At 54.2% G+C, this 24,779-nt stretch carries 24 protein-coding genes and 1 tRNA gene; 8 read left to right on the top strand and 17 right to left on the bottom strand.

What is annotated here, in order from left to right:
* Nucleotides 1–100: 100 nt before the first annotated feature.
* The 6 genes from mtnA to DPF_RS11815 all read right to left on the bottom strand — a co-directional run bounded on the left by mtnA (nt 101) and on the right by DPF_RS11815 (nt 7,565).
* Nucleotides 101–1,150 carry an S-methyl-5-thioribose-1-phosphate isomerase gene (gene mtnA / locus DPF_RS11840; protein WP_069859893.1) on the bottom strand — a complete coding sequence of 350 codons (1,050 nt, stop codon included), beginning with the start codon at nt 1,148–1,150 and terminating at the stop codon, nt 101–103.
* Between the two features lie 74 nt (nt 1,151–1,224).
* The gene (gene gatB, locus DPF_RS11835) at nt 1,225–2,655 is read right to left on the bottom strand and encodes an Asp-tRNA(Asn)/Glu-tRNA(Gln) amidotransferase subunit GatB (RefSeq protein ID WP_069859892.1); all 1,431 of its coding nucleotides are present in this window, start codon (nt 2,653–2,655) and stop codon (nt 1,225–1,227) included.
* A 195-nt stretch (nt 2,656–2,850) separates the two neighbouring features.
* Complete coding sequence (locus DPF_RS11830) at nt 2,851–3,474, bottom strand: DUF4254 domain-containing protein (protein ID WP_069859891.1); 624 nt, start codon at nt 3,472–3,474, stop codon at nt 2,851–2,853.
* 40 nt (nt 3,475–3,514) lie between these two features.
* Nucleotides 3,515–4,807, bottom strand: a complete 1,293-nt coding sequence (gene mltA / locus DPF_RS11825; protein ID WP_069859890.1) for a murein transglycosylase A — start codon at nt 4,805–4,807, stop codon at nt 3,515–3,517.
* 149 nt (nt 4,808–4,956) lie between these two features.
* A complete protein-coding gene (locus DPF_RS11820; protein WP_176724257.1) occupies nt 4,957–6,711 on the bottom strand; it encodes an ARMT1-like domain-containing protein in 1,755 nt (584 codons plus the stop codon).
* A complete protein-coding gene (locus DPF_RS11815) occupies nt 6,708–7,565 on the bottom strand; it encodes an NAD(+)/NADH kinase (RefSeq protein ID WP_069859888.1) in 858 nt (285 codons plus the stop codon). Before DPF_RS11815 ends, DPF_RS11820 begins: the two co-directional genes overlap by 4 nt.
* A gap of 244 nt (nt 7,566–7,809) precedes the next feature.
* Between DPF_RS11815 and DPF_RS11810 the strand changes: the two genes are divergently transcribed.
* Nucleotides 7,810–8,238: a DVU0524 family FlgM-associated protein gene (locus tag DPF_RS11810; RefSeq protein ID WP_069859887.1), complete on the top strand. Its 429-nt coding sequence runs from the start codon at nt 7,810–7,812 to the stop codon at nt 8,236–8,238.
* A gap of 37 nt (nt 8,239–8,275) precedes the next feature.
* Entirely contained in the window at nt 8,276–8,575 is a 300-nt protein-coding gene (gene flgM / locus DPF_RS11805) for a flagellar biosynthesis anti-sigma factor FlgM (RefSeq protein ID WP_069860150.1), read from the top strand.
* A gap of 95 nt (nt 8,576–8,670) precedes the next feature.
* Here the strand turns inward: flgM and fliW are convergent, their stop codons facing one another.
* The 11 genes from fliW to flgF form a co-directional block, all read right to left on the bottom strand.
* Nucleotides 8,671–9,111: a flagellar assembly protein FliW gene (gene fliW / locus DPF_RS11800; RefSeq protein WP_069859886.1), complete on the bottom strand. Its 441-nt coding sequence runs from the start codon at nt 9,109–9,111 to the stop codon at nt 8,671–8,673.
* Nucleotides 9,087–9,326 (bottom strand): carbon storage regulator CsrA, encoded by a 240-nt coding sequence (gene csrA / locus DPF_RS11795; protein ID WP_069859885.1) that lies wholly within the window; start codon nt 9,324–9,326, stop codon nt 9,087–9,089. The genes fliW and csrA overlap by 25 nt, the downstream gene beginning before the upstream one ends.
* A gap of 11 nt (nt 9,327–9,337) precedes the next feature.
* Nucleotides 9,338–11,137, bottom strand: coding sequence for a flagellar hook-associated protein FlgL (flgL, locus tag DPF_RS11790; protein WP_069859884.1), 1,800 nt, complete (start codon nt 11,135–11,137; stop codon nt 9,338–9,340).
* A gap of 10 nt (nt 11,138–11,147) precedes the next feature.
* On the bottom strand, nt 11,148–13,274 hold the full coding sequence (flgK, locus tag DPF_RS11785; RefSeq protein WP_069859883.1) for a flagellar hook-associated protein FlgK: 2,127 nt from the start codon (nt 13,272–13,274) through the stop codon (nt 11,148–11,150).
* Entirely contained in the window at nt 13,274–13,753 is a 480-nt protein-coding gene (locus DPF_RS11780; RefSeq protein ID WP_069860149.1) for a flagellar protein FlgN, read from the bottom strand. The genes flgK and DPF_RS11780 overlap by 1 nt, the downstream gene beginning before the upstream one ends.
* A 344-nt stretch (nt 13,754–14,097) precedes the next feature.
* Nucleotides 14,098–14,622: a rod-binding protein gene (locus DPF_RS11775; protein WP_231702180.1), complete on the bottom strand. Its 525-nt coding sequence runs from the start codon at nt 14,620–14,622 to the stop codon at nt 14,098–14,100.
* A gap of 72 nt (nt 14,623–14,694) precedes the next feature.
* Entirely contained in the window at nt 14,695–15,825 is a 1,131-nt protein-coding gene (locus tag DPF_RS11770) for a flagellar basal body P-ring protein FlgI (RefSeq protein WP_069859881.1), read from the bottom strand.
* A gap of 30 nt (nt 15,826–15,855) precedes the next feature.
* A complete protein-coding gene (locus DPF_RS11765; RefSeq protein ID WP_069859880.1) occupies nt 15,856–16,530 on the bottom strand; it encodes a flagellar basal body L-ring protein FlgH in 675 nt (224 codons plus the stop codon).
* Nucleotides 16,531–16,640: 110 nt separating this feature from the next.
* Complete coding sequence (flgA, locus tag DPF_RS11760; protein WP_176724256.1) at nt 16,641–17,558, bottom strand: flagellar basal body P-ring formation chaperone FlgA; 918 nt, start codon at nt 17,556–17,558, stop codon at nt 16,641–16,643.
* Nucleotides 17,559–17,625: 67 nt separating this feature from the next.
* A complete protein-coding gene (gene flgG / locus DPF_RS11755; protein WP_069859879.1) occupies nt 17,626–18,411 on the bottom strand; it encodes a flagellar basal-body rod protein FlgG in 786 nt (261 codons plus the stop codon).
* A 99-nt stretch (nt 18,412–18,510) separates the two neighbouring features.
* Nucleotides 18,511–19,239, bottom strand: coding sequence for a flagellar basal-body rod protein FlgF (flgF, locus tag DPF_RS11750; protein WP_069859878.1), 729 nt, complete (start codon nt 19,237–19,239; stop codon nt 18,511–18,513).
* A gap of 219 nt (nt 19,240–19,458) precedes the next feature.
* Here flgF and DPF_RS11745 point away from each other — a divergent pair.
* The 6 genes from DPF_RS11745 (at nt 19,459) to DPF_RS11725 (ending at nt 24,779) form a co-directional block, all read left to right on the top strand.
* Nucleotides 19,459–19,534 (top strand) — tRNA-Gly (locus tag DPF_RS11745).
* A gap of 81 nt (nt 19,535–19,615) precedes the next feature.
* Nucleotides 19,616–20,083, top strand: a complete 468-nt coding sequence (gene rimP, locus DPF_RS11740; RefSeq protein WP_069860147.1) for a ribosome maturation factor RimP — start codon at nt 19,616–19,618, stop codon at nt 20,081–20,083.
* Between the two features lie 100 nt (nt 20,084–20,183).
* The gene (nusA, locus tag DPF_RS11735; protein WP_069859877.1) at nt 20,184–21,479 is read left to right on the top strand and encodes a transcription termination factor NusA; all 1,296 of its coding nucleotides are present in this window, start codon (nt 20,184–20,186) and stop codon (nt 21,477–21,479) included.
* Between the two features lie 93 nt (nt 21,480–21,572).
* A complete protein-coding gene (locus DPF_RS13805; RefSeq protein ID WP_369689595.1) occupies nt 21,573–21,860 on the top strand; it encodes a YlxR family protein in 288 nt (95 codons plus the stop codon).
* Nucleotides 21,850–24,495 carry a translation initiation factor IF-2 gene (infB, locus tag DPF_RS11730; RefSeq protein ID WP_069859876.1) on the top strand — a complete coding sequence of 882 codons (2,646 nt, stop codon included), beginning with the start codon at nt 21,850–21,852 and terminating at the stop codon, nt 24,493–24,495. Before DPF_RS13805 ends, infB begins: the two co-directional genes overlap by 11 nt.
* Nucleotides 24,492–24,779, top strand: a complete 288-nt coding sequence (locus DPF_RS11725) for a DUF503 domain-containing protein (protein ID WP_069859875.1) — start codon at nt 24,492–24,494, stop codon at nt 24,777–24,779. The genes infB and DPF_RS11725 overlap by 4 nt, the downstream gene beginning before the upstream one ends.

Raw genomic sequence — 24,779 nt, 5'->3', positions numbered from 1 at the left:
GCGGGTTGGAAGATTAAAGCCACATCAGGCACGGGATCCGGGCATGCCCATGCCCACCCAATCCCGTGCGATTAAACCGGAGCCATGAGAACCAAAGCCGTTATCTGTTGTGAAATATCATGGACGCAATGGTTTCCCCATATGGCGGATACACCACCCCCTGTTCCGTGACGATCCCCGTAATAAGCTCGTTGGGGGTGATATCAAAGGCCACATTGAACACCTCCACCCCGGACGGCGTGATCTGGACATCGCCCACATGGGTGACCTCGCGGGGCGGCCGGTCTTCAATGGGAATCCTGTTGCCGTCAGGGGTGTCCGGATCAAAGGTGGAGGATGGCGCAGCCACGTAAAAGGGAATCCCGTAATGCCGGGCCAGGATGGCAACACCCGAAGTGCCGATCTTGTTGGCCACGTCCCCGTTGGCTGCAATGCGGTCCGCACCCACCACCACCTTGTGCACGAGCTTTCTGGCCATGAGCAGGGAACAGGCATTGTCGCAGGCCACTTTCACGGGAATATTGTCCTTGTGAAGCTCGTAGGCTGTCAGCCGCGCTCCCTGGAGAAAGGGACGAGTCTCGTTGGCAATGACCTGGATGCGTTTGCCCATATCCACCCCGCCCCGGATGACCCCCAGGGCGGTCCCGTACCCGGCTGTTGCCAGGGCTCCGGCATTGCAATGGGTCATGACCGTGTCTCCATCTTCGAGGAGTTCTCCGCCAAACCGGCCTATGGCCTTGCACATGGCAATGTCTTCGGCCTGGATCTGTCGGGCAAGGGAGAGCCAGAAATCGGCAAGCTCCCCCAGGTTGGTGATGGCCTCATTATCCTGCCAGGCCGCACGCATGCGGTTCACCGCCCACTTGAGATTGACTGCTGTGGGCCGGGCCTGGGCCAGCTTGTCCAGCCGGGACATGACCCCTTCGGACCAATGGGGATCAGCCGGGTCCACTTCACGGGCAGCCAGATAGCATCCATAGGCCGCGGTCACGCCAATGGCAGGAGCACCCCTGACAACCATGGTTTGCAGGGCGTATATGATATCCTTGACCCCGGAGCAGACAAATGCCTCCTCCCTGACGGGCAGATAGCGTTGATCCAGAAGGATGAGAGCGTCTTGTTCCTCTGAAAAACGGATATGGTCTTCCATAAAGATTCCTTATAGCTGATGCATGTCGCCCAACAGGTCGACACGGCTTGCAGGGTTGCCCAACGTCCCCCAAATCATCCCATCTTTCTGGCCAAAAGCTCGTTCACCAGTTTGGGATTGGCCTTGCCCCTGGACTTTTTCATCACCTGACCCACAAAAAAACCGGTCAGCTTCTTTTCCCCGCCTTTGAACCGGGCAACCTCATCGGGATTTTCAGCTATGACCTCGTCCACATATCCTTCAATGGCCGAGGTATCGGAGATCTGAATCATGCCCTTTTCCTTGACATAGGCTTCCGGATCTCCGCCCTCTTCAAAAAGAGCCCCAAAGACCTTTTTGGCGATTTTGCCGCTGATAAGACCATCATCCATGAGCTTGACCAGTTTGGCCAGATGCACGGGCTCAAAAACACATGCTCGGATATCCCGGCCCGTGTCGTTCAATTCCTTGAGCATCTCGGTCATCATCCAGTTGCCGATCTTCTTGGGCTGGGGGTAGGCGGCAACCGCCTGTTCAAAATACTCGGCCAACCCCTTGTCCGCGGTCAGGGTCTCGGCATCGTACAAGGACAGCCCGTACTCCTTCATGAACCGTTCTTTCTTGGCACGTGGCAGTTCAGGCAACTCCTCTTTCCAGGCTTCAAGCTGCTGGTCGTCAAAGACCAGGGGGACCAGATCGGGATCGGGAAAATACCGGTAGTCATTGGCCTCTTCCTTGCCGCGCATGGAACGTGTCACGCCCTTGGAAACGTCAAAAAGCCGGGTTTGCTGAACCACCTTTTCGCCGTCATCAAGCATATCGCGCTGGCGTTCGATCTCGTACTTGAGGGCTCTCTCCACATTTCTGAACGAATTCATGTTCTTGAGCTCGGTTCGTGTCCCCAGTTCCTTCTGTCCTACGGGGCGGAGGGATACATTGGCGTCACAGCGAAAACTTCCTTCCTCCATGTTCCCGTCACAGATTTCAAGATAGACCAGGATGGCTCGAAGGGCCTTGAGATAGGCCACAGCTTCTTCGGGACTGCGCATGTCCGGTTCGCTGACAATTTCGATAAGCGGAACACCTGCCCGGTTGAGATCCACGAAACTGACATTTTCCGAATCGGAATGGATGTTCTTGCCGGCATCGTTTTCCATGTGAATCCGGGTAATCCCGATGGTCTTTTCTCCCTTGGAGGTGGTGATGACCACATGCCCGTGTTCGGCCACGGGAAGCTCGAACTGGGAAATCTGATAGCCCATGGGCAGGTCCGGATAAAAATAATTCTTGCGCGCAAAGACCGAACGCTTGTTGATGGTACAATCAACAGCCAGGGACATCTTGACGGCGTACTCCACGGCCCGCTTGTTCAAAACCGGCAGGGTTCCCGGCATCCCGGTGCACACCGGACAGGTATGGGCATTGGGTTCGGCTCCGAACCGGGTGGAACAGGAACACCAGATCTTGGATTTGGTCTTAAGCTGGGCATGAACCTCAAGCCCAATGACGGTCTCGTATGCGCTCATCCTTTTCTCCTTGGAGACATTGGCGTAACAAAAAAACGACAACCGGTGGACCGGTTGTCCGAAACAGACTGGTTGCAAACTTCTGACAGGTCTGGCCGCGGCTATCCCCCTGCCGGTTGCTTCCTACATGGAGTTTCTTTGCCGCATGACCATGATGCGGGACAAAGTGCTGATCCGCGGCCAGGACGGGGGGAATCATTTTCCCTTGCCGTACAATGCCGGGTTGAGACGGGGATCATTGTACATTTTGAACTGAAAATAGACCTTGGGGCGTTTTATCCCTTGGGCGTAGTCATCAACAAGCTCCAGGGCACTGGAGGCAAGATCATGATGCTGTTCCTCAAGGGTTGCCAGTTTCTTCCCACAGGAAACCCTGTGGTTCTCGTCCACGTCGTCCCGCAATGTCTGTTCCCGCATGTGAAAAATCTTGAGGCTCAGAATGGAGAGACGATCAAGCACGCTCCCCAGGGTTTCGGTATTGTATCTGTGCGCAGCGTCGGCTGGCAAAAAGGTGTCCACCCGGGCAATGATCTCGGCATCGATCTGTTCGATGAAATCGTTGCGCTGCTGATTGAGCCCGTCAATCTCCCGTTTGCAACCGGCAATGACCTCACCGTCCACATGAAGCATCCGGGCCCGGTCCTCAACATGCCAGAGTTTGAAATTGCACAGATGCTGAGCCAGAACCAGCCCCATCAATCCTGGTGCTGTAATGGTCTCGGGAAGTGTTTCATGCCACTGGCAAACGGTTTCCAGCTGCGCTTGCCAGCATGCCTTGATGTCCTTTTTGAATTGATTAACGCTTGCAATGGTGTCCATGTGTATCCGTATCCGAAGCATGGGTTCGGATGTTGTTGGGTTAATGATCATCCGATTTGGAACTGATGAGGAGGCAAACCCTTGCCTCCTCTTTCATGTGGCCGGCCAGAAAAGCGGCCATGTCCCCGGCACCGCAAAAAAGATCCAGGCGATCCCCCTTGATGGCCCCTCCCCTGTCCTGGGCAAGGCCCAGCATGACCACTGGGGGAGAGGGGGCTTTGCTGTCGGGAAGACTGACCTGGTGCACAAGCACTGATCCCAGAGGAATCCGGTCAGGGTCCGAAGCAACACTCACAAGCGGCGTCAGGGGCTGGCCCATGGCTCCGTAGGGTCCCTTGTCGGCCAGGCGGAAAAACACATAACTGGGATTGGTGTTGAGCAAGGGCTCCACCATGTCCGGACGATTCTTCAAAAAAGTTCTGATGTTCTGCATGCTCATTTCCTCGGGGTTCATGTACCCACTTTCAATGAGCACCTTGCCCAGGGAAACATATCTGTGACCGTTTTTCCCGGCATACAGGACATGACGGATGGAACCGTCGGGAAAAACCAGCCGGCCCGAGCCCTGAATCTGCAGGAAAAAGATGTCCACAAGATCGCGAACCCAGGCGATCTCCACTCCCTGCTCGGCCAAAACATCACCGGAATCAATGGCCTTTCTGTCATAATAGGGCACAATCTGCCCGTTTTCGATGCGATAAACGAGTTTCTGACCGGCCCAGCGGGGATGAAACGCCCCCAGATCGGCCATTTTCAAGTCCTTGGGAACCCCGTACAGGGGAAAGGGATATTCCGGACACGGCGCAGGACTCGCATGCACAAGAGGCTCGTAGTACCCTGTCATGAGGGTATTGGGCTCGAGTTTGTACCAGTGGAACCGCTTGAGCAGGTATTCGGGATGGGCATCAAGTTCCGGCAAAAGGGTTATGAGCTCTTCCACCGTGCGGCGAAGATCGCCATAGGTGCAGGTCAGGTTGTCATCATCAATGGCCAGTGCCTGATCCGGTTTGGTGCGCAGATAGGCAAGGCTTTTGGCCAGAGCGGGCCCAAGATCCTGCCATGATCCAATGCGTTGCCGCTCCAGATTCAACCTCTCCAGCATCTTTTGCTTTTCCCGGGGACCAAGGAGCACATAGCCCGCAGCAGGCGGAATTTGCGTTGCATCTTCTGCCTTGTGGGGCGGTACGGGCGACGAGGGCGGGGCTTGGGGAACCAGTTCCCTGATCCGGGCCTCGGAATCCGGGCAAGGGGGACAGGGTTTGGTGCAGCCGGTAATCACGCACCCGGCCAGCAAAAGTCCAGCAAGGAGCATAAAAAGCCTGTTTGCATACATGGCTGAGCCTCCTTTTGACTCCCTCGTGTTCCCTGGCTCAAACAAGAAACGCCATTATCATTTCCCCATACCCAATGACCGCCACAACCAAGGGATGCTACTCCCTGTTGTCCACAACATCCCACTGGGACATGTCGTATCCAATGCGCCTACGCCCTATCAAGGGAGGCGTCGAAATATTTTCCGATCCCGTAATCCCTGCGGCGGAAGAACTTTTCCGGGCTTGGCCCTATGATCTGGAGTTCAGGATGCTTTTTCTGCACATCAAGGGCAATGTGCATCTCCTTGGTGCATCCGGTGGAAAAGGTCGCATCCTTGCCGAGCCAAACAGCAGGAACCTTTTCACCCATGAGCTCGAAACTCTTTTCAATATCGGTAACCGTCTGGAACCTCCAGACATCAATGAGCCCGCTCCGCTGGACCTTTTCCCACATGTACATGAGATCATCACCATCCATGCCCTGCTCAAAGTGCTCGGCCGGATTGATGATCAGGGCCCCTCCCAGTTTGCTCCGCAAATACCCCACAAAGGTGTTCAAAACACGTCTGGCGGTCTTGAGCTGTCCCGGAATGCTGCCGATGATGGCACTGTAAAACATGACCAGTTCCCCTTCGGAACGCTTCCTGCGCATGGCGCTCATGATCTTTTCCGCCTTGTTCAAAATCTGCTTTTCCGTGATCTTGATCACCCGGGGTGAGCGCTTTTTGAAATGCATTTCAAGACTGCCATCGGGTTGACGGAAATAGGAGATGATATTTCTCGTGAAAGCGTGGGTATTCAGAATCAAACGCCGGTAATTGCGGGTTCCTTTGGCAATGACAAGATCCGACTCTTTCCAGGCCCGGGCAAAGGTCACACTGGTCCGGTACAGGTTGAGCCGTTCCCTGGTGCCATCAGAGATGACCACAAAGGAATTTTCCCTCAAGGTCTTGAGAAGCTTGTTTTTGGAAACTTCGTTGTCCGCCAGAAACACCGCATCGCCAAGGCCCATGGAAAAAAAGGGGTCAAATTCCCTGTCCCAGAAGGTCGGTGCCTCAAAATAAAAGCCTTCCTTGAGGGCCAATATGACCTTGTGCCCCTGCCGAAGTAGCGACTTGATGATCATCAGATCGAACATGATCCCCCCGCTCGTGTCCGGGAGGAACAGAATGCGCAGGGGGTGCAGGGCCTGGGGGCCTATCAACGGACGCATAATGGAATCAAACTCAGTGGAAAACCCGTTGGTTTCCTCACAGAATCTGCGGACGTCCAACATGTCCATATCCTCTTCCCAGATCATGTTGCACGTTGACAGGCTGAAAAGACGTCTGAGTTCGAGCACATCAAGCTTCCAGCGAAGATCCTGAATGCGCTGGCACCCAAGGGTCGAAGACGGACAGGCGCTCAAGTAGCTGGAAAAGGCCTGGGAATAGATAAAATCATTGGCCCGCTTGTTCATGAGCCGCTTTTTCTCGCGCATGGGATCTTCCACAGCGCACTGGCAAAGAAAAATGGTTACCAGTTGCTTCAAAAGCCGTGAAGGAATGAGAAAGGTCGAATTCAAGGCAGCCCTGAACTTGTGCCGGGAAAGGGAGAGGATCTTTTTCCGTGTATACCGGTCTTCGATATTCTCGTACACGAGTTGGACAAGCAACCGCCATTCATTCTTGTACTCTTCCTTGAGAGGCTCGCTGAGATGGGTTCCCAGAAGATTCTTGAGCATCCAGTCCGAGCAGGGCGCAAAAACCTGATCAGGACCGATATCAACCATGAACCTGATCTGCTCCGGCGAGGCGTTCAGATCAGGCTTGACCGCATACTCGATATTGTTCTCCGTAAAAAAATAAAGCAACCAGGCATCAAGATGAGGGTCCCTGCCGTAGTAGAGTTCGGTGCTGGATTCGAATGGAGGTAGCGTGCTCATGGGTATTCCTTGATGAATCCCTTGGCTTTGAGTTTGGTAATGTACGAGGAAGCGGCCGAGTGGATAAGTTTGATGGGTGTTTTGGCTCTGCCGATTTCAACGCGATCCCCGTCTTCAAGACAAAATCCCTTTTGTCCGTCCAAGGTGAGATACACCTCGCCGTTGTTCGGCTCAACCCGTATGGCAAGCGTCTGATCAAAAGGAAGAACAAGGGGAGCAAAGGTGTTTAAAAAGGGACAGATGGGGGTGAGGATGAACACGTCGAGATCGGGGTAAACCAGTGGACCGCCGCCGGAAACACCGTATCCCGTGGAGCCCGTGGGTGTGGAAATGATCAGGCCGTCGGCCCGTACGCATCCCAGGCACTGGTCACCATACGAGACCTGCAAGGTGATGAGTCTGGCCAGAGACCCCCGGTTGACGACCAGATCGTTGAACGCCTTGCCCGAACACGACGGTTCGCTGTGCCCGCGCTTGTAAAGGGTGTATTCAAGGACCACCCGAGAAGAAACCGTACACCTGTTGGCAAGCAGGTCCTCAAGGGTCTGTTGCCAGGCCAAGGGCGTGGTTTCCGTTAAAAAGCCCACATTGCCCAGATTGACTCCGAGCAGGGGAATGCCATGGCCATTGATTTTTCGGGCAACAGACAGCATGGTGCCGTCTCCGCCCAGCACAATCACGCAATCGGGTTTTTCGCGACCCAGCTCAAGGACTTCGCAGTCCATGGTGTTTTCCACAATATGAACATGAACGTTGCGCGCATCAATCCATGTGCTGATTTTCCGGGCAAGGTTCCGGGCGTTGTTGTTTCCGGCTTTGACCACCAGGGTAATATGTCGAATCAAGGCATTCATGATCGCCTGTCTAGCCAAATATGGGTTGGGATTCAAGAAAAGATACCGCAAGGGAACACGCCGTTTCCCAGGCAACACCCGGACAAGGACACAACATGACGTATTGCCAGGGGGACAGCACTCCGCCCGCAAACAACCACCTTTCGACGGGATCTTGACCCTGACGATGCAACCTGACATGAAAAAAGCTAAAGATATTCCGGTAAGCAGCCGATATGGAATGTGAGGGGATAGAACAAACACCATGATTATCCATTCCTACATGCTCAAGAACATGATGCGCAGTTATGACCGTCAGCTCGGCAATGGCCAAAGGCTGGAGCGCATCAAAAAACACCTTTCCCCTCTGCTCACCCAGGAAGGCGATCAGGAAGATGATCATGGCCAGACCAAGCGGGATCAACTGGTGCAACAGATATCCCGGGAAATCATGGACAATCTGCTGGGATCGGGAAGCACCAACCCCATTGTTCAGGAAATTAAGGAAGAACTCGACCGTGAATTTCCGGAAAAACTTTTTTTTTCCTATGGCGCATCAGACAAGGAACTGAAAATCCTGCGCAGCACGGAACAGGGAGTGACCGTGCTCTCTCCCGAGGACAGGGCCCAAGTTATGACCCGAATCGAGGAGATCACCCGGGACAAGGTGAGCAGGACCCTGATCTGTCCCTGATCCCCCTGGAATGCCAACCACCCTTGAGGTAGCCTTCATGAATATACGAACAATTACAGCTCAAATCGACCAGTACAAGACAAGTTCCCTGACCCAGGCCAACAAGGCCAAACCTTCGCCCCCAGAAGGACAGGCGGAATCAGCAGCCGATACCATATCCCTGTCAAACAAGGGGAAGCTTTTGCAGACCGCCCAGGAAACAGCAAACGCTTCCCCGGGTATTCGCGAGGACAAAGTGGAGATCCTGAAGGACCAGGTAGCATCGGGTACCTATACAACTGATGCCGGGAACATCGCCCGGAACATGCTCCAGGAGGAGCTTGATATTATGGGCTAACCCCCCCTTCTGCAACACAAAGCCAAGAGCCCGTCGGCCAGATGCATCTGGCCGACGGGCTCTTGGCTTTGTGTATAGCGGCATGCGGACGATGATCACAAATCCCGAAGCAGAACAGACTTACAGGCCGGGTCAAGCTGGGGAGCTTGAACCCCCACACGTGTGGAGGTATTGATCAGAATGGGCCCGCACAGATTGAGACTGGTTTTCTCCGGTTCGCCATGAGGTATGCTCACCGTAACAATGACTGAGATCTCGTCAACATTTGAGGTGCCCAGGACATCGGCATCGCAATCTTCCACCTTCAAAGAATAATCGGGCACAAAATCAAAGGGATCGGTCACAATCAGCCCAAGGGCGCTGTTGTCCACATCCTGGAGCATGAGAAATGGTGAGTCCTGCCTTATCCTGCACAGGATGAACCTGCGGCTGGATTCAAAACCGAAGAGCCCCCGGGGAAAGGCAATGACCTTGTTCAGATCAATCTGTTTTTCCCCGAGCCGGGAAAGGATTATTTGTTGTGTTTTGGTTTCCATAATTTGGTTACGGCAAGAAGGTCTTCCTGCAAGGCTTGGGCGGCCATTGTGTTCTGCTCCTGGATTTTATCGTATATTTCCTCACGATACACCGGCATCCCGTCAGGGACGTCGATCCCGAGCTTGACCCGCTGTCCCTTGGCGGACAGCACGGTAATCTTGATGTGATCTCCCAGGTGAAGGCTCTCCCCCGGACGTCTGGACAGAATGAGCATATTGTGGGTGGTTAGATGTAATCGAGAAGACTCATCTTCATGATCCTGGAGGAAGAAGTCAATACCGCCTGATAAATGATCTCCTGCTTGTTCAGATCCGTCATCAGCTCGGCAATATCCACATCCTCAATGGTGCTCATCCGTTCTTCCTGATTGAGCTTGAGTCCCGAAAGAATGGTCTTTGTGGCGGAAAGACGATTTTCCCTGGACCCGACGTCCGCGGCCTGGTTCAGCAATTGGCTCTGAGCCACTTTCAAATCGTCGAGGGACTGGGCAATGCCTGCCTGATCGTTGTTTTCCAGGGCGGCAATAAGCTTGCCCATAGTCACGAACAAGTTGGACCCGTCTTCATCCATGGAGCCATAATGCCCGGTTCCATGGGCCAGGGAGCCTCCGAAAATATCCGATCCCACGTTATTGATGGTCACCCGGTTATCTGCGGCAATATCCACGGCCAGTTCCGCAAGTTGGGGTTGGATAACGAACTGGTCGCCTTGCGCAAGATCATCGTTGCCTCCCTTGGCTGACAGCTTGAGGGTTCCTCCGGGAACAAAGAGCTCCGGCTCTGCGGTGTTGTCGGCCTGCCTGCCTGTGACCCAGGATCGGCCGCCATCAAGGCTGTAGGAATATTCAATGGTATCGCCGGTACCAAACATCCCGGGATCATTGTCAATGCGGACCATCATGGATCGATCAAACCCACCTTCGGCATAGGCGTTGACATTACTGCCCATCTGCAAAACAGAAGCGGTATCCGCTTGCACGGTCAATTCCAGGCCCGTGGCATCACCGCTGCCATTGACCGTGATCTCACCGCCCGGAAGTTCCAGGGTACAGGAATCGGCGCCCGTCTCCTTGGCCGTGAACGTATCTGGCGGCCCGGGAATCCACGTACCTCCCCCGTCATAGCTGTACCGATAGGTCACATCCACAGGTGTGGTCAGATTGCCGGACACGATCTGAACGGTAACATCGCGCTCAAAGGCCCCCTGTGTGCTGGCCTGAAAATCTTCCGAAGAGAGGGTAACCGCAGCCTGTTGGTCGTTGCCTCCCACATAAACGGCCGTGGGGGCAACGGTCAGCCAGGTGCCAACACTCACGTCTTCGTTGTCTGCCGGAGACCCGGTAACCGGGAATCCGGCACGCAGGGTCACGGAAAGGCCATCGCCCAGATCAAGCTTTCTGTCGGCGCTTGAAACCACTCCATTCACCCATGTCTTGCCACCATCCCTTGAATACCGATAATCGATATCATCCGTACCCGTTGTACCGTCTTCAAGAAACTGCACCTTCACGGACCGATCACTCGTTCCGGAGATGTTCTCCACATAAGGCTCCACAGCGCCATCCCTATCATACACCATCAATCCGCTTTCATAGGCGTCCTTGCTCACCTCCTGGCCTGCAAAAATACTTTTTCCCCCAAAGCTGGTGTTTGCCAGGCTGATCATCTGGTCGAAAACCTGACGCATGTCATAGGACAGGATATCCCGGTTGGCTGCTGTCATGGTCCCGGTTGCCGCCTGTTCGGCAATCTCCTTGGCCCGCGTGACCAGATCACTGGCCTGCACCAGGGTTTCGTCTGCCAGGCTGAGCCATCCCGTAGCGGTATCAATGTTTTCGAGGTATTGATCCAGGGCGGACAAAGAATCCCTGTAAGCCAAAATCCTGGCCGTTCCCAAGGGATCATCCGAGGGCTTGTTCACGTCTTTTTGACTGGAAGCCTTGTTATTTAATTCGACCAGTTCCGACGTGGCCATATTCATATTGGTCAGAAAATTGGCGTACATGGAACGATGGGCAACCCGCATGGCATTCTCCTTAATTCTTCATGGCCAACAAGGTGTCAAACATCTGATTCGCCGTGGTAATCAACTTGGCCGCTGCAGCATAGGACTGCTGAAACTTGATGAGATTGCTCATTTCCTCGTCCAGATTGACGGCGGAAATAGAGTCCTGCCTGGCCCTGAGATCCTCGGCAAGACTCTGCTGATAATCGAGATTGAACGTGGACCGGGCCGTATCCGCGCCAACCTTACTCACCAATGCGGTATAATAATCCTGCAGGGTCTGATTGCTCGTCTCGCTGGATAAGGTAGAAAAGGCGACTCCCGTGTACTGCAAGGCGGCAATGTCCTGCGCAACGGTATTGCTGCCGGAATCCATCACTCCCGAGGCATCCAGCTGACCGGCATTGATATAATCAAGATTGCCCGCGACCATGGAATTGACCGCCAGGGACGAGGCATCCTGACCATCCAGAAAGGTATTGATTCCGAGAGCTGCCAGCAATCCCGTGGAATCCTGGCCAAAGGAAAAGGAAGAAAAGGAGGTGCCGGGATCCACCTGCAGATACAAGGCATTGTTCTGAATCGTGGCGGTCAGACCGTCTATGGCGTTAAATGCCGCCTGTACATCTTCCAGGGAGTGCTGTTGCGGATCAAAATTGGTCCCGCCTCCAAAAGACAGCACCGTGGTGGATGTCTCGCCGGAGATATCGTCATGCAGGCTGACCATAAGATTGCCTGCCTGAAGTTTGTCAGCAAATGCAAGGCCCGACCCGGCCGTGCCCAATGCAACATCTGACGTGGTCACAGAATAGGTCCCCACAACATCAGTGAAAGCCTGGAGCCCGCTTCCCTGACTGTGGATGGCATTGACCTCCCAGACCAATCCCCGGGCCAGGGCGTTAAGGCGTTCCTGATATTCTCCCACATACTCGTCCCTGAAAGCCAAATAGCCACCAAGACTTCCTCCGGTGATCCGGGAGGGGTTAGCCTCGCCATTGCCGTAGATCTGGGTGGTGATATTCGTGGAAAGGGTATCGCCCCCTGACCAGTACACCCCATCTTTGGGCACAATGGTAAACATGTCCCCCTGCTCCAGGTCATGTGTGGGAACCCCGTTAATGTCATCCTTGGTCCCGAACCAGACCTGCAGCTCGCCTCCCGGCAAACTGATCCGATTGTCATAACTGGTGGCCTCGAATTCCCGGACCGAGCCATCATCATTCTTGAGCCAGGTTCGTCCTCCGTCCAGGGAAACGTTGAAAGTGGCTTGCGTTGCCGGAGCCACGGCATCCACGGCACCCGCATCTGCCATCTTGATAGTGTACTCGTAACTCGACGAACCACTGAAATAAATCTGGCCATCTGTGCCGAACGAAGAGCCATTCGTCAGATAAGTCGTGGCCTTGGGATTCTGGACATCCAGGAGAAAATAAGAATCACCATCCACAAGGGTCTGACCGCCCCCGGTGGTAATGGTCAGTTTGCCGCCACCATTGTCAATACAATTAATGTCCAGCTTTTCCGCAAGCTCACGAATCTTCAGGTCCCGTTCATCCCTGGCCACGTTGGCATTGATCCCCGGTTGTTCGCTCACCGCAATCTGATTGTTCAATGCCGCTATCTGCTTGACAATCGTATTGATGTCCTCGACTTCCTGCTCAATATACCCGTCCATGCGGCCGGCAAGATCCTGCAGATCCTCGGCCAGCAATCCCAATGTCTCCAGCAGGCTCTGGGTGTTGCCAAGCAGTGCACTCCTGACATTGGCATCGTCAGGACGGATGGAAAGATCCTGCCAGTCCTTGAAAAACTGGGCCATGACATCGTTGAGGCGCCCTTCCTGATTTTCATTGAAAAGCATCTCAACACTTTGCAGGTGTGAAGAAAGGGAGCTCCACATCCCCTGGTCGGACAGTTTTTGCATATACTGTCGTTCCACGAATTCATCAAAAATACGGACAACTTCTGTGCCGTTGACCCCCGTACCGATCTGTCCGGGAGCGGTATTGATCGGCTGGTTTTCTTCAACATTGACCGCGCGCCGACTATACCCCGGGGTATCTGCATTGGCGATATTGTTGCCGGTCACCTCAATCTGAGTCTGAGTCAGATTGAGGGCCTGCTTGGCAATGTCCATGGTCCCAAAAATGCTACTCATCAGAGTCTCCCGCTTATGAGTGTGGCCGTTCTGGTTCTGGCCGACCAACGTCCATGGGAGGAATAAGTATGCTGGCTCGTGGGCATAACTTGGTCGCGAAAAAAGGAAAGCAGGGAATTGCTCTGATCCTGCAACGCCTTTGCAATGTCTGCGTTCATAGCCGCCTTGCGCGCGCACTCCTGCTGATACTTGTCAATAGCGGCCAGAAGTTCTTCCAAGCGTACCCGTTCGTCATGAGCAAACAGGTCCATGACATCTGTCAGATGTACGGCCTCAACCCCCATTGCTCGCATACAGGATGCGACCCACGCCTTTTCGGAGGCTATCTGACGCAACAATTCCTGAATGGAAAATTCGAGCCCGGCAACGGCCTGGGGGGCATTTGTCTTTAAAAGTCGCAGTTCCTGATCCAGAAGCGAGCCCAAGAGCACAAGCCCTTTGGCCTGTCTTGCAAGACTCTGGATAATGACTTTTTGCATAACGTTGTATCCCCTGAATTGACTGAACAACATGATTTCCCGCACAGCAAGGAGGAAAAAAAATCCTGGTGTCATATTCCATGCAAAGTTTTTACCATTTAGCTTGAACATCCGTTCAAAAAATATTTTTCCCTGCCAACCCTAGGCCCGTCCTCACTGCAAACAGTCCTGGGAAACAGACAACCGCGGACAATCTCACAAAAAACCCCGCATTTCCACGCTCCATGCAGAGCCGAAAAAGCGGGGCCATCAATCTTAAGGAACATGCATGATCCCTTGTCATGTCCTGCTGCCCCCCCTTTTCGTCCCACAAATCCCGACAGGAGGCTGACAACCGTCAATGCCTACACGTCTTTGACAAGCTTGGCATCCGATGCGTCAGCCTCATGTTCTTGCTCGATTTTCTGAATGAGCTGCTCAAGCTGACGCATGGTTCCGGCATCGTTTGTGGGCGACGAAAACAGCAAAGGCGATGTTCCAGAATGCTCCATGGGCTCTGAACGGGTGGGGAGGGGTGTGTCCAGTGGTTTTACGGGAGCAGCCTCATGACTGGCCTGATTAAGCTTGTCTTTGAGGCTGTCATACAGCATTTTACCCAGACCCAGGCCACCGGCCTCGGCCATTTTCCGGGACAATTCCCGATCAAACATGGACAGATAGAACTCCTCTTCCTTGCTGTGCAAGTAATTGTCCTTGGGCACGGTGGCGCGCATGCGCTCCCACAACTTGCCTATGAAAATGGATTCAAACCCCTGAGCAGCTTCCCTGAGTTGCTTTTCACTGTCCGCATTATCACCCAAGCGTTCGAGTTTCTTCAATTTTGACTGTTCGTCCACGGAAGCGACATCCTGGGCCTGGACGGAGGCCATACCATTGATTCCCATCATCCACCTCGTTGTGCGGGCCTTTGTATAGACGCATCTCTCCCGCTCTTGGATGCATCAGATACTCTCAAGATCAGCATGCAACGCGCCGGCAGCTTTCAATGTCCGCAGAATGGACATGATGTCTCTCGGGGTTGCACCAATGGCGTTCAAACCGTTGACCAGTTCCTGAATATTGGCTCCCTCCACGAGAACCAGACGATTGGTCTGCTCCCGGGTCTGGAGTTGGGTGTCCGGTGTCACAACGGTCTGCCCCTGACTGAAGGCATTGGGCTGGGAGACATTAGCGTTTTCCTTAATCACCACATTGAGATTGCCGTGGGTTACGGCCACCCGGGACAGGGTCACATTGCTCCCAAGGACTACCGTGCCGCTGCGCTCGTCAATGACCACCTTGGCCCTGGTATCCGGAGTACATTGAATATTCTCAAGGGAAGCCATCAGAGGAACAAGATTGTTCTTGAAACGCTGCGGTATCTGCAATCGGATGGTGGCAATATCCTCGGCACGGGCGTAATCGCCCCCCAGAGACCGGTTAAGGCTTTGGACCACCTGTTCTGCCGTTGAAAAATCACGATCATTGAGATGAATGAGCAGGGAATCCTGTTCATTAAAGGCAAAGGGTGTTCCCCGTTCCACAGTAGCGCCTCCGGGAATCTGCCCCACGGTTGTAACGTTTTTGGTGGCCTGGGCTGCCTGCCCTTCTGCAGAATACCCGCCCAGGACCAACGATCCCTGGGCCAGGGCATAGACCTTGCCGTCAATGCCCTTGAGAGGTGTCATCAAAAGAACCCCCCCATAAAGGCTCGAGGCATCACCTACAGAGGAGACAACCACGTCCAGCTTGGCCCCGGGACGGGCCGATACCGGCATTTTGGCCGTGACCATGACCGCTGCCACATTGTCGACACTCAGATCATCCTTGTCCACGCGAACACCCATTTTCTCAAGCATGTTGACCATGGATTGGATGGTAAATTCGGTACCGGACCCGTCTCCGGTCCCGGAAAGGCCCACAACCAACCCATATCCCACCAGCTGATTGGTACGTACCCCGCTGAAAGTGGCCATGTCCTTGAGTCTGACAGCATCTGCCCGGGGAACAAACAACCCCAGTCCCACCACCGCCATCAGCATGGCTGCCCATTGCGTACAACGGATTTTCCCATGTTCGGCATTATTTGCCATATGCCTGCACCTTCCCCTTATGCTCATGCCTCAAAAGGGCCACATGTTATCCAGAATTCTGGTCAGCCAGCCCGGTTTCTGTTTGTCCGCCAGGACTCCCCGGCCGTACAATTCAATGCGGGCGTCTGCCATGGCCGTGGAAGCAATGGAATTATCAGGTCCAATGTCCCTTGACCGAATGATCCCCCTGACAACCACGATCTGCGTCTCGTCGTTGACCCGAACCTCACGCCCTCCCTCGACCTCGAGGACACCGTTGGCCAGAACCCGCACGACGCGCACGGACACCGTGGTTGTCAGATAATTTTCGCGCTTAGTCTCTCCGTCACCGGAAAATTCACTGGAGGAACCCGCCTCAATGGCTGGCGTTGCTCCAACAGGAATGCCCTTGATATATCCATTTCCCATAAAATTCTGGACACCGAGGTTGATACTGGAATCCTTGCTGGCATCAGTTGAGGCCTTGTTCTTGGAAACGGTGTTTTCAACAATGTTGATAGTCACGATATCCCCGACACGACGCGCTCTGCTGTCTGCAAAAAGATAATCGGCCTGATCGGGCTTGAATAGCGAACCCGGATTTTCTTCGGGAGGGATGGACTCATTGGCCGGGGTGTACACGGGTTCGGGCAGAGCGTGCTTCTGGGTGGTGGCGCAACCGCCAAAAAGCAGACCGAAAAAGCAAAAAAGGGCAATGCGGCTCATAAGCCGTGGCCAAGAACCTGTATCCAACCATTGATGAGGATAAAAATGTCGAGGTGATGACATGGTGAACCCTTGGGTAAAATCTCCTGGAATGTGGCTCGGCCCCGGGCCTATGGAACCACAACCGTATCCTTGTCCTTGACACGCGCAAGGACCTGTTTGTCACTTTGCAAATTGCGAACCGCGATGCTTGCACCCACGCGTCCATCTTCAAGGGCCTCGGCCGGCACCTCCAAACGGATGGTCGGTCCCTCGAACACCAGGGACACCCGTGAACCTTCGGTAATGGTCGGCACGAGTTCAATGTTTTTGTCGTACACAACCTCCCCCGTACCCATGGGCCTTTTAACCCGCCAGGGACCACCCCGGCCGTTCCAGACAGCCCCCCGCAGGTAAGCCAGATTTTTGCGTTCAAAACGCACGGTATCAGGAACAATGATTCGTCCTCTGCTCAGGGGCCTGGCAGCGCAAGGAACCGTCACCCAGGCATCCACAAATGCGCTGGCGGCAATCTGACGCACAACCATTTTGTTCCCGTCCAGAATCTTGATGCGCAGCGAGACGCGGCCAGGAGCAATGGCCCGCGACGAGTCAATGCGTACCGTTCCAAGGGCATCAGGCAAAAACAACCGGTCAGGAATCCGGTAGTCCCGGATGGTGATCTCTGCCCGGGTGGATGTCAGGGCTGTTGTCAAAAATTTGTCGACCTGACGTCTGATGGCGGCCGAGGCAATGACCCGCCCTCCCTGCTGGACATGGATCTGAGAAGGGATGTCGCAATCGCCAGGGACAGGGGGTATCCGACCCAAAGCAGCACGAATCATGTCCGCAGCAAGGATCATCCGGTCCCCTTGACGGGAAGGAGCATCCGCCATCTTGAACGAGGCAAAATGCTCCAGAAAAACCGCTGATTCCGGTCCACTGGACACGGCCAGATCGCCAAGGGTTACCTGGGGCCCCTGTACGCAGACGGCATCGGCAAACACGAGGCGTTCGACGGTGGCTGCATGCCCATGTCCAACGCCCAACCACAGCATCCCAATAAAAAGCGCAAGCATGCGCGTTATGATTGCAGACAGATCCCGCATGGCAAACCTATCGCTTCATCTGGTTGGCGGTCTGAAGCATGTTATCGGCCGTGGTAATGGCCTTGGAATTGGTTTCATAGGCCCTTTGGGCGACAATCATGTTGACCATTTCCTCCACGAGATCCACATTGGAAGACTCAAGGAATCCCTGGGCCAGCGTCCCCACATTGTTCTCTCCGGGGGTTCCCTCCACAGGATCGCCGGACCCTTCAGTCTCCACATACAGGTTGCGTCCCTTGGCCTTGAGCCCGGCCGGGTTGATAAAGGTATACAAAGGGATATCCCCTTCCTGCAGGGACTCGCCGTTTTTATCCAGGGCGCTAATATGTCCGTCTTCGGTAATGACGATATTTTGTGTTTCCACGGGAACCGTAAAATTGGGCTGCAACCTGTATCCCCCCGAGGTAACCAGCTCACCGTCAACATTGAGTTTGAACGATCCTACACGGGTATAGGCATCATCGCCGTTGGCATCCTCCACCTTGAAAAACCCATCCCCCTCGATGGCCAGATCAAGCTGATTGCCGGTATTGGTCAGATCACCCTCGGTAAAAATCTTGTGCACATCCACGGCCCGCACCCCCATGCCCACCTGAATACCCGTGGGCAACCGATCGCCGGAAACATTCTGGGCACCGGATATCTTAAGGTTCTGGTACATGAGATCCTCGAATTCCGCCCGACTCTTCTTGAACCCCGTTGTGCTCACATTGGACAGATTGTTGGAAATCACGTCAATGTTGCGCTGCATGGCCACCATGCCTGAAGCTGCTGTCCACAATGATCGCATCATAACCTTGTTATCTCCTAATTTTTACATTTCATACATTAATGTCCTACCCACACACGGCCCATGTTTCGGACCATTTCGCGTCCTAACTACAGATTCCGTCTAAATCTTGCCCACGGTGTTGATTGCCTTGTCGTCCATGTCCGAAGACGTAGTCATAATTTTCTGTTCAGCACCCACATTGCGAGAGACCTCAATCATCCTGACCATTTCCTGCACAACCTCCACATTGGAATTTTCAAGAAAGCCCTGATGGACCATGGAGTCAGTGGCCGGTATTTCCTCAAAGGACTGATCATCAGGAGTCCGGAACAAATGCCGACCCACCGGTTCAAGGCGCTGGGCCTCATCAAAAGTAACCACGGCAATACGTCCCACAACAGCTCCATCAACATACAGTTCCCCGGCATCGTTGATAACAGGCTGTGAATCACGTGGTACCGTGACCGGACCGCCCTCGCCCTGCAAGATATTGCCATGAACATCCGTTATGACCCCATTGTCATCAAGCCGAAACATGCCCGCCCGGGTGTAGCGAACCCCATTGGGGGTCTCCAGCTTGAAAAAGCCCTTGCCCTCAATGGCCAGATCCAGAGGATTGCCTGTCATGGTCAAGCCGCCCTGGCTAAGATCCACGTCCACGGTATGCAACCGGGTCTGTGAGACCATGGGGTCCTTGCCAATTTCCTGATTCCTGAACGCATCGCAAAAGGACATGGCCATCCTTTTGAAGCCGGTCGTATTGACGTTCGCCAAATTATTGGCGATGTAATTAAGCCGCTTGGACTGGGTTGTACTCCCGAAAACCGCGCTGTATACTGCTGATTGCATGACTGATACCCTCCGTAATCTTCCACCAAAGCAATAATCCTGCCAGAATTCATATTGTTTTCCAAAAAACCATGTTCCTCGTCCCCGCCAAAAGCGTGGGCATTTTTTGCCTATCCGGACCATTTGTGTTAAGAATGGCGCAGGCACGCATCCGGGTCGATCTCAGGAAAAAAAAGTTGACAAACCCAGAAAATTCGACAAAAGAGAAGAGCTTTCCGGGCGGATGTAGCTCAGCTGGTAGAGTACAAGCTTCCCAAGCTTGGTGTCGCGGGTTCGAGCCCCGTCATCCGCTCCACTCCAAGATGTAATGACATAACCGAAGTGGTAGGGTTATTGAGGGGTGGACCATTTTGGTCCACTTTTTTTTTGGAAACAAATGCAAAAACACATACTTTACGACCAGCTCATTTCCATTCTGGCCCCCCTGTGCGAGGAACACAACGTCGCCATCTGGGGTATTGAATTGATTCTTGCGTCTCCCAAACACCGGATTGTGCGCATCTTCATTGACTCACCCCAAGGGGTGACCATTGACACGTGCGCGGCATTCAGCCGCCAGGCAAGCGTCCTTCTGGATGTGGAAGACATCATTGCAGGCGCGTACAATCTGGAAGTTTCCTCTCCAGGTCTTGATCGCATCTTTTTTTCGCCCGAGCAGCTCGACGGATTTCTGAACAAAACCGTCAAACTGACCCTGAACGCGCCCAGGCAGGGACGCAAGCAGTTCAGGGGCATCTTGACCTCGCGTACGGGAGACACCTTTGCCCTGCGGCTCGACGACCAAAGCGAACACGAATTTTCATGGGGCGAAACCAAAAAACTGCGACTCGTCTTCACGGGCTGATCAGAGTACACGACCGCGGCAGGCACATGGTGCACCCGCTGTCCTTTCAACCAACCGTTATCCGAATCCTTTTGATTCCAAGAAGAAGCGGAGAATCCTCATGGGCATGGAGCTAAAAAAAGCAATCGATCAGATCAGCAAAGACAAGGGCATCGACCGTGATCTTCTTGTGGACACTCTCGAAGAAGCCATCCGGGCCTCGGTGATCAAAAAATACGGCGACAATCTTGATATCGAAGTCAGCTTCAATGAAGAAATCGGCGAGATCGAGGTCTACCAGTTCAAGGTGGTGGTTGCCGAGGTGAACGACCCCTCCCGGGAAATCACCCTGGAAGATGCCAAGATCCACGATCCCAACGTCCAGCTGGACGACGAAGTGGGATTTCGCATGGAAATCGAGGACCTGGGGAGAATCGCAGCCCAATCCGCCAAACAGGTCATCATCCAGCGGATGCGTGACGCTGAGCATGAAATCATCTACGAAGAATACAAGGATCGCATCGGAGAAATCGTAGGCGGCATCATTCAACGCCGGGATCGCAACGGCTGGGTGATCAACCTCGGCAGAACCGAAGCCATCCTTCCCAAGAACGAACAGATCCCAAGGGAACGTTTCCGTCAGGGAGATCGGGTTCAGACCTATATTGTAGACGTCAAGCAGGAAGGCCGCGGTCCTCAGGTCGTTGTCTCCAGATCGCACCCCGAGTACATGAAAGCCCTGTTCAAACGCGAAGTTCCCGAGATCGACGATGGCATCGTGACCATCATGGGTGTGGCGCGTGATCCGGGCCTGCGTGCCAAGGTGGCGGTCATTTCCCACGAACCCGATGTTGATCCCGTTGGGGCCTGCGTGGGCGTCAAGGGCTCGCGCATCCAGAATATTGTCCAGGAATTCCGGGGTGAACGCATTGATATCGTGCTCTGGAATCCGGACATTACCACCTATGCGGCCAACGCACTTTCACCGGCGGTCATATCCAGAATCACCGTGGATGACGATGACAAGACCCTGGAAGTGGTTGTTCCCGACGATCAGCTCACGCCGGCCATCGGCCGCAAGGGGCAAAACGTCAAACTCGCGGCCAAACTCCTCGGGTGGCGTATCGATATCTTCACGGAAAGCCGTTACGGAGAACTGAACAAAAACCGTCGGGGTCTGGAACAGCTGGCCAGTGCTGCGGAGATCCATGTGGACAATCTCATTGAGGCCGGTTTCGAGGATGTAAACAGTGTCGTCGAGAGCACGGAAGCAGAACTGTTGGATATTGAGGGTATCGGGGAAGAAAATGTCGCCGATCTCAAGGCTGCTGCCAACCTGCTTGCGGAAAAGGCTCCTGAAAGCGATGAGCACGAGGATGCCGAAACAGCTGAATCCGACAACGACCAACAGAGCTGAAATCCGTGCATCGTTCAGGAGACGTCACACGTTTTTTGAAGCTGCATCTTACCAACCATCAATTTTCCAAAAAACATTATTTTTCGACCTGCTATGCATCCACCAAACCGATCTTGCAAGATCGAGCCGAACAACCATACCCCGCATCGGTGCAATCATGTTCCAATGCGCATGTGCGTAATTTGCCGGCAGCGATTTCCCAAATCGGAAATCATACGATACACATGTCCCCAAAACGACAAACAGGAATTATGTCCTGATCCTACAGGAAAACGGTCCGGACGGGGTTTCTACGTGTGCACAAGCAGTGAATGCATGAAAAAGTTCAAGAAGTTCAGGGGCTGGCAGAAGAAATGTAGGGGGGAACATTATGACAACTAAAATGCGGGTAAGAGAATTATCAGGCGAACTCGGCATTTCAAACAAGGAGTTGATCCATCTGCTCCGCAAGCTCAATATCAACGTCAAGAGTCACATGAGCGGTCTGACGGACGAAGAAACCGAAATGGCACGCAAGGAGTTCAACAAGGCATCCCACGAACCGTCCATTGAGGACAAGCGTGTCCGCTCCGGTGTCATTGTCCGGAGGAAAAAGAAACCGGTACGACAACCCAAGGCCGAGCCAGCAGACACCGCCGTTCAGGAAGAACCCCCTGTGCAGCCAACGTCCTCCCAGTCCCCCACTCCCTCGACAGCAGCCCCCGTATCTGATGCAGATGACGAGGCAACGCCATCCATCCCCACAGCCGAGACCGAACAGCCCGAAGATGCGGCTCCGGAAACGGCAACAGATGCGCCCAGGGACGTGACCGAGGAAGTAACCGGGGAAGTGACCGAGGATGCGGACGCCTCTGTTGCAAAGGCACCTGTCCAGGAACCTTCCGGGGAAGCGTCGCAGCCGGAGTCCGGTGAGGACGACGAGAAAAAGGCAACGGAAAAGAAACGGGGCAAACGCAAGAAGAGCAAGAAGAAAAAAGCGCCGCAGCCTGCTCCCCAGGTCAAGATCATTTCCCGACCGGATCCCGCAAAGGAGCAGCCCGCTCCCCAGCCTGCCAGCACGTCCCAGGACAAGAAAAAGAAGTCCTTCAAGAAAAAGCATCGCCGGACCGTTGAAGCGGATGAACTCTACCGCAAGGTTCGCCAGGCCGAAACTTCCAGGCCCGAACTGGTGGGAAGTCGCAAGGGTCGGGGCAAACGCGGACGCAGGGGCCGCGATCAGGTCCAGACCAAACCCATGGTCACCACCCAGCCCATCAAGGCGGCCAAACGCAAGATCCGCATTGACGAGGCCATCAGGATCGCGGATCTGGCCCAGCAGATGGGCATCAAGGCCCAGGACCTGATCAAGAATCTGATCGGCATGGGCGTCATGGCCACCATCAACCAGTCCATTGACGCGGACACGGCAGCAATCATTGCCGCCGACTTTGGCTATGATGTGGAAAAAATCGGCTTTTCCGAAAAGGAATTTCTCGCACCGGTTCACGAGGACAAGGAAGAGGATCTTCGACCTCGTCCCCCTGTTGTCACCATCATGGGGCATGTCGACCACGGCAAGACGTCACTGCTTGATGTCATCCGCAAGTCCCACATCACTTCGGGCGAAGCCGGTGGGATCACCCAGCACATTGGTGCCTATCACGTAACCACCCCCCGGGGCGAAATCGTCTTTCTGGACACGCCCGGCCATGAAGCATTCACGGCCATGCGGGCCCGGGGCGCCCAGGTGACCGACCTGGTCATCCTGGTCGTTGCTGCTGACGACGGTGTCATGGACCAGACCCGAGAGGCCATCAACCATTCCAAGGCAGCCGGCGTGCCCATTGTGGTGGCGGTGAACAAAATCGACAAGGAAGGAGCCGACCCCGACCGGGTCAAGCGCGAGCTGGCCGAACACGGTCTTGTGCCAGAGGAATGGGGTGGAGACACCATTTTTGCCAATGTGTCAGCCAAGAAAAAGATCGGGATCGACGAACTTCTGGAACTGGTGCTGCTCCAGGCAGAGGTTCTTGAACTCAAGGCCAACCCCAACAGACGGGGCGTAGGTCATATTGTTGAAGCGCGTCTGGACAAGGGGCGTGGCGCTGTGGCCACGGTGCTCATCCAGGCGGGAACCATCCACAAGGGTGACGCCTTTACCTGCGGCCTGCATGCTGGAAAGATCCGGGCCATCCTGAACGACCAGGGCAAGATGCTCAAGGAGGCCGGACCGGCCATGCCTGTCGAGGTTCAGGGATTTGACGGTGTTCCGGATGCTGGTGACGAATTTGTGGTTGTGGCCGATGAAAAGGTGGCCCGCAAGATTTCGGATTCCAGAAAGGGCAAGCAGCGCGAAAAGGAACTGGCCAAGGAAACGAAATTCACCCTGGACAAGTTTCTGGCTGCCAAGGCCGGGGAAAAGGTCAAGGTACTCAACCTGGTGGTCAAGTCCGATGTGCAGGGTTCCCAGGAAGCGATCATCGACGCCTTGAACAAGCTTTCGGGTGATGAAGTGCGCATTGAAATCATCCATAGCGGAACAGGCGCCATCACGGAATCGGATATTTTGCTGGCCTCGGCATCCAACGCTATCATCATCGGCTTCAATGTCCGCCCCACGGCCAAGGTCAAGGATGTTGCCGAGCAGGAAAAGGTCGAGATCAGGTTCTACAACATCATTTACAAGCTGGTCGCCGAGATCAAGGACGCCATGAGCGGCATGCTCGCGCCGACCATCAAGGAAGTGTACATCGGCCAGGCAGAAGTCAGACAGACTTTCAACGTTCCCAAGGTGGGCACGGTTGCCGGGTGTGCGGTCATTGACGGCAAACTGGTGCGCAACGCTATGGTCAGACTGTTGCGCGACGGCGTGGTCATCTACACCGGCAAACTCAATTCCCTGAAACGCTTCAAGGACGATGTACGCGAGGTCCAAAAGGGCTTTGAGTGCGGAACCGGCCTTGAAAGGTTCAACGACATCAAGGAAGGCGACATCATTGAAGCCTTTGAAGAGGTCGAAGAAAAACGGACCTTATGATCATCGGCATTTTGCGACTTGATTTCAGACTGCACAACGTCCATTCCCTCAAGGAAAAGCGACGCATCGCCAACAGTCTGAAACAGAAGCTGAAAAACAAGTTCAACGTGGCGGTTTCCGAGGTGGACAACCAGGATTCCCACACATGGCTCGCCCTTGCTGCGGTCACGGTCTCCAACGAGACCAAGCGGGTCCAGAGCCAATTGTCCAAGGCCATTTCCATGATCGAAGCAAGCACGTCGGAAGAGTTTGTGGATACCCATCTTGAAATCTTTGGAGCCTGA

This window comes from Desulfoplanes formicivorans (genome assembly GCF_001748225.1).
GTDB classification, from domain to species: Bacteria; Desulfobacterota; Desulfovibrionia; order Desulfovibrionales; family Desulfomicrobiaceae; genus Desulfoplanes; species Desulfoplanes formicivorans.
The sequence above is the reverse complement of the archived record's forward strand: the minus strand, read 5'-3'. Positions and strand labels throughout refer to the sequence as shown.

What these genes read in the sequence shown, in the direction of transcription:
- mtnA (WP_069859893.1), bottom strand. Translation starts at nt 1,150, where the DNA reads ATGGAAGACCATATCCGTTTTTCAGAGGAACAAGACGCTCTCATCCTT.
- gatB (WP_069859892.1), bottom strand. Translation starts at nt 2,655, where the DNA reads ATGAGCGCATACGAGACCGTCATTGGGCTTGAGGTTCATGCCCAGCTT.
- DPF_RS11830 (WP_069859891.1), bottom strand. Translation starts at nt 3,474, where the DNA reads ATGGACACCATTGCAAGCGTTAATCAATTCAAAAAGGACATCAAGGCA.
- mltA (WP_069859890.1), bottom strand. Translation starts at nt 4,807, where the DNA reads ATGTATGCAAACAGGCTTTTTATGCTCCTTGCTGGACTTTTGCTGGCC.
- DPF_RS11820 (WP_176724257.1), bottom strand. Translation starts at nt 6,711, where the DNA reads ATGAGCACGCTACCTCCATTCGAATCCAGCACCGAACTCTACTACGGC.
- DPF_RS11815 (WP_069859888.1), bottom strand. Translation starts at nt 7,565, where the DNA reads ATGAATGCCTTGATTCGACATATTACCCTGGTGGTCAAAGCCGGAAAC.
- DPF_RS11810 (WP_069859887.1), top strand. Translation starts at nt 7,810, where the DNA reads ATGATTATCCATTCCTACATGCTCAAGAACATGATGCGCAGTTATGAC.
- flgM (WP_069860150.1), top strand. Translation starts at nt 8,276, where the DNA reads ATGAATATACGAACAATTACAGCTCAAATCGACCAGTACAAGACAAGT.
- fliW (WP_069859886.1), bottom strand. Translation starts at nt 9,111, where the DNA reads ATGGAAACCAAAACACAACAAATAATCCTTTCCCGGCTCGGGGAAAAA.
- csrA (WP_069859885.1), bottom strand. Translation starts at nt 9,326, where the DNA reads ATGCTCATTCTGTCCAGACGTCCGGGGGAGAGCCTTCACCTGGGAGAT.
- flgL (WP_069859884.1), bottom strand. Translation starts at nt 11,137, where the DNA reads ATGCGGGTTGCCCATCGTTCCATGTACGCCAATTTTCTGACCAATATG.
- flgK (WP_069859883.1), bottom strand. Translation starts at nt 13,274, where the DNA reads ATGAGTAGCATTTTTGGGACCATGGACATTGCCAAGCAGGCCCTCAAT.
- DPF_RS11780 (WP_069860149.1), bottom strand. Translation starts at nt 13,753, where the DNA reads ATGCAAAAAGTCATTATCCAGAGTCTTGCAAGACAGGCCAAAGGGCTT.
- DPF_RS11775 (WP_231702180.1), bottom strand. Translation starts at nt 14,622, where the DNA reads ATGGCCTCCGTCCAGGCCCAGGATGTCGCTTCCGTGGACGAACAGTCA.
- DPF_RS11770 (WP_069859881.1), bottom strand. Translation starts at nt 15,825, where the DNA reads ATGGCAAATAATGCCGAACATGGGAAAATCCGTTGTACGCAATGGGCA.
- DPF_RS11765 (WP_069859880.1), bottom strand. Translation starts at nt 16,530, where the DNA reads ATGAGCCGCATTGCCCTTTTTTGCTTTTTCGGTCTGCTTTTTGGCGGT.
- flgG (WP_069859879.1), bottom strand. Translation starts at nt 18,411, where the DNA reads ATGATGCGATCATTGTGGACAGCAGCTTCAGGCATGGTGGCCATGCAG.
- flgF (WP_069859878.1), bottom strand. Translation starts at nt 19,239, where the DNA reads ATGCAATCAGCAGTATACAGCGCGGTTTTCGGGAGTACAACCCAGTCC.
- rimP (WP_069860147.1), top strand. Translation starts at nt 19,616, where the DNA reads ATGCAAAAACACATACTTTACGACCAGCTCATTTCCATTCTGGCCCCC.
- nusA (WP_069859877.1), top strand. Translation starts at nt 20,184, where the DNA reads ATGGGCATGGAGCTAAAAAAAGCAATCGATCAGATCAGCAAAGACAAG.
- DPF_RS13805 (WP_369689595.1), top strand. Translation starts at nt 21,573, where the DNA reads ATGCATCCACCAAACCGATCTTGCAAGATCGAGCCGAACAACCATACC.
- infB (WP_069859876.1), top strand. Translation starts at nt 21,850, where the DNA reads ATGACAACTAAAATGCGGGTAAGAGAATTATCAGGCGAACTCGGCATT.
- DPF_RS11725 (WP_069859875.1), top strand. Translation starts at nt 24,492, where the DNA reads ATGATCATCGGCATTTTGCGACTTGATTTCAGACTGCACAACGTCCAT.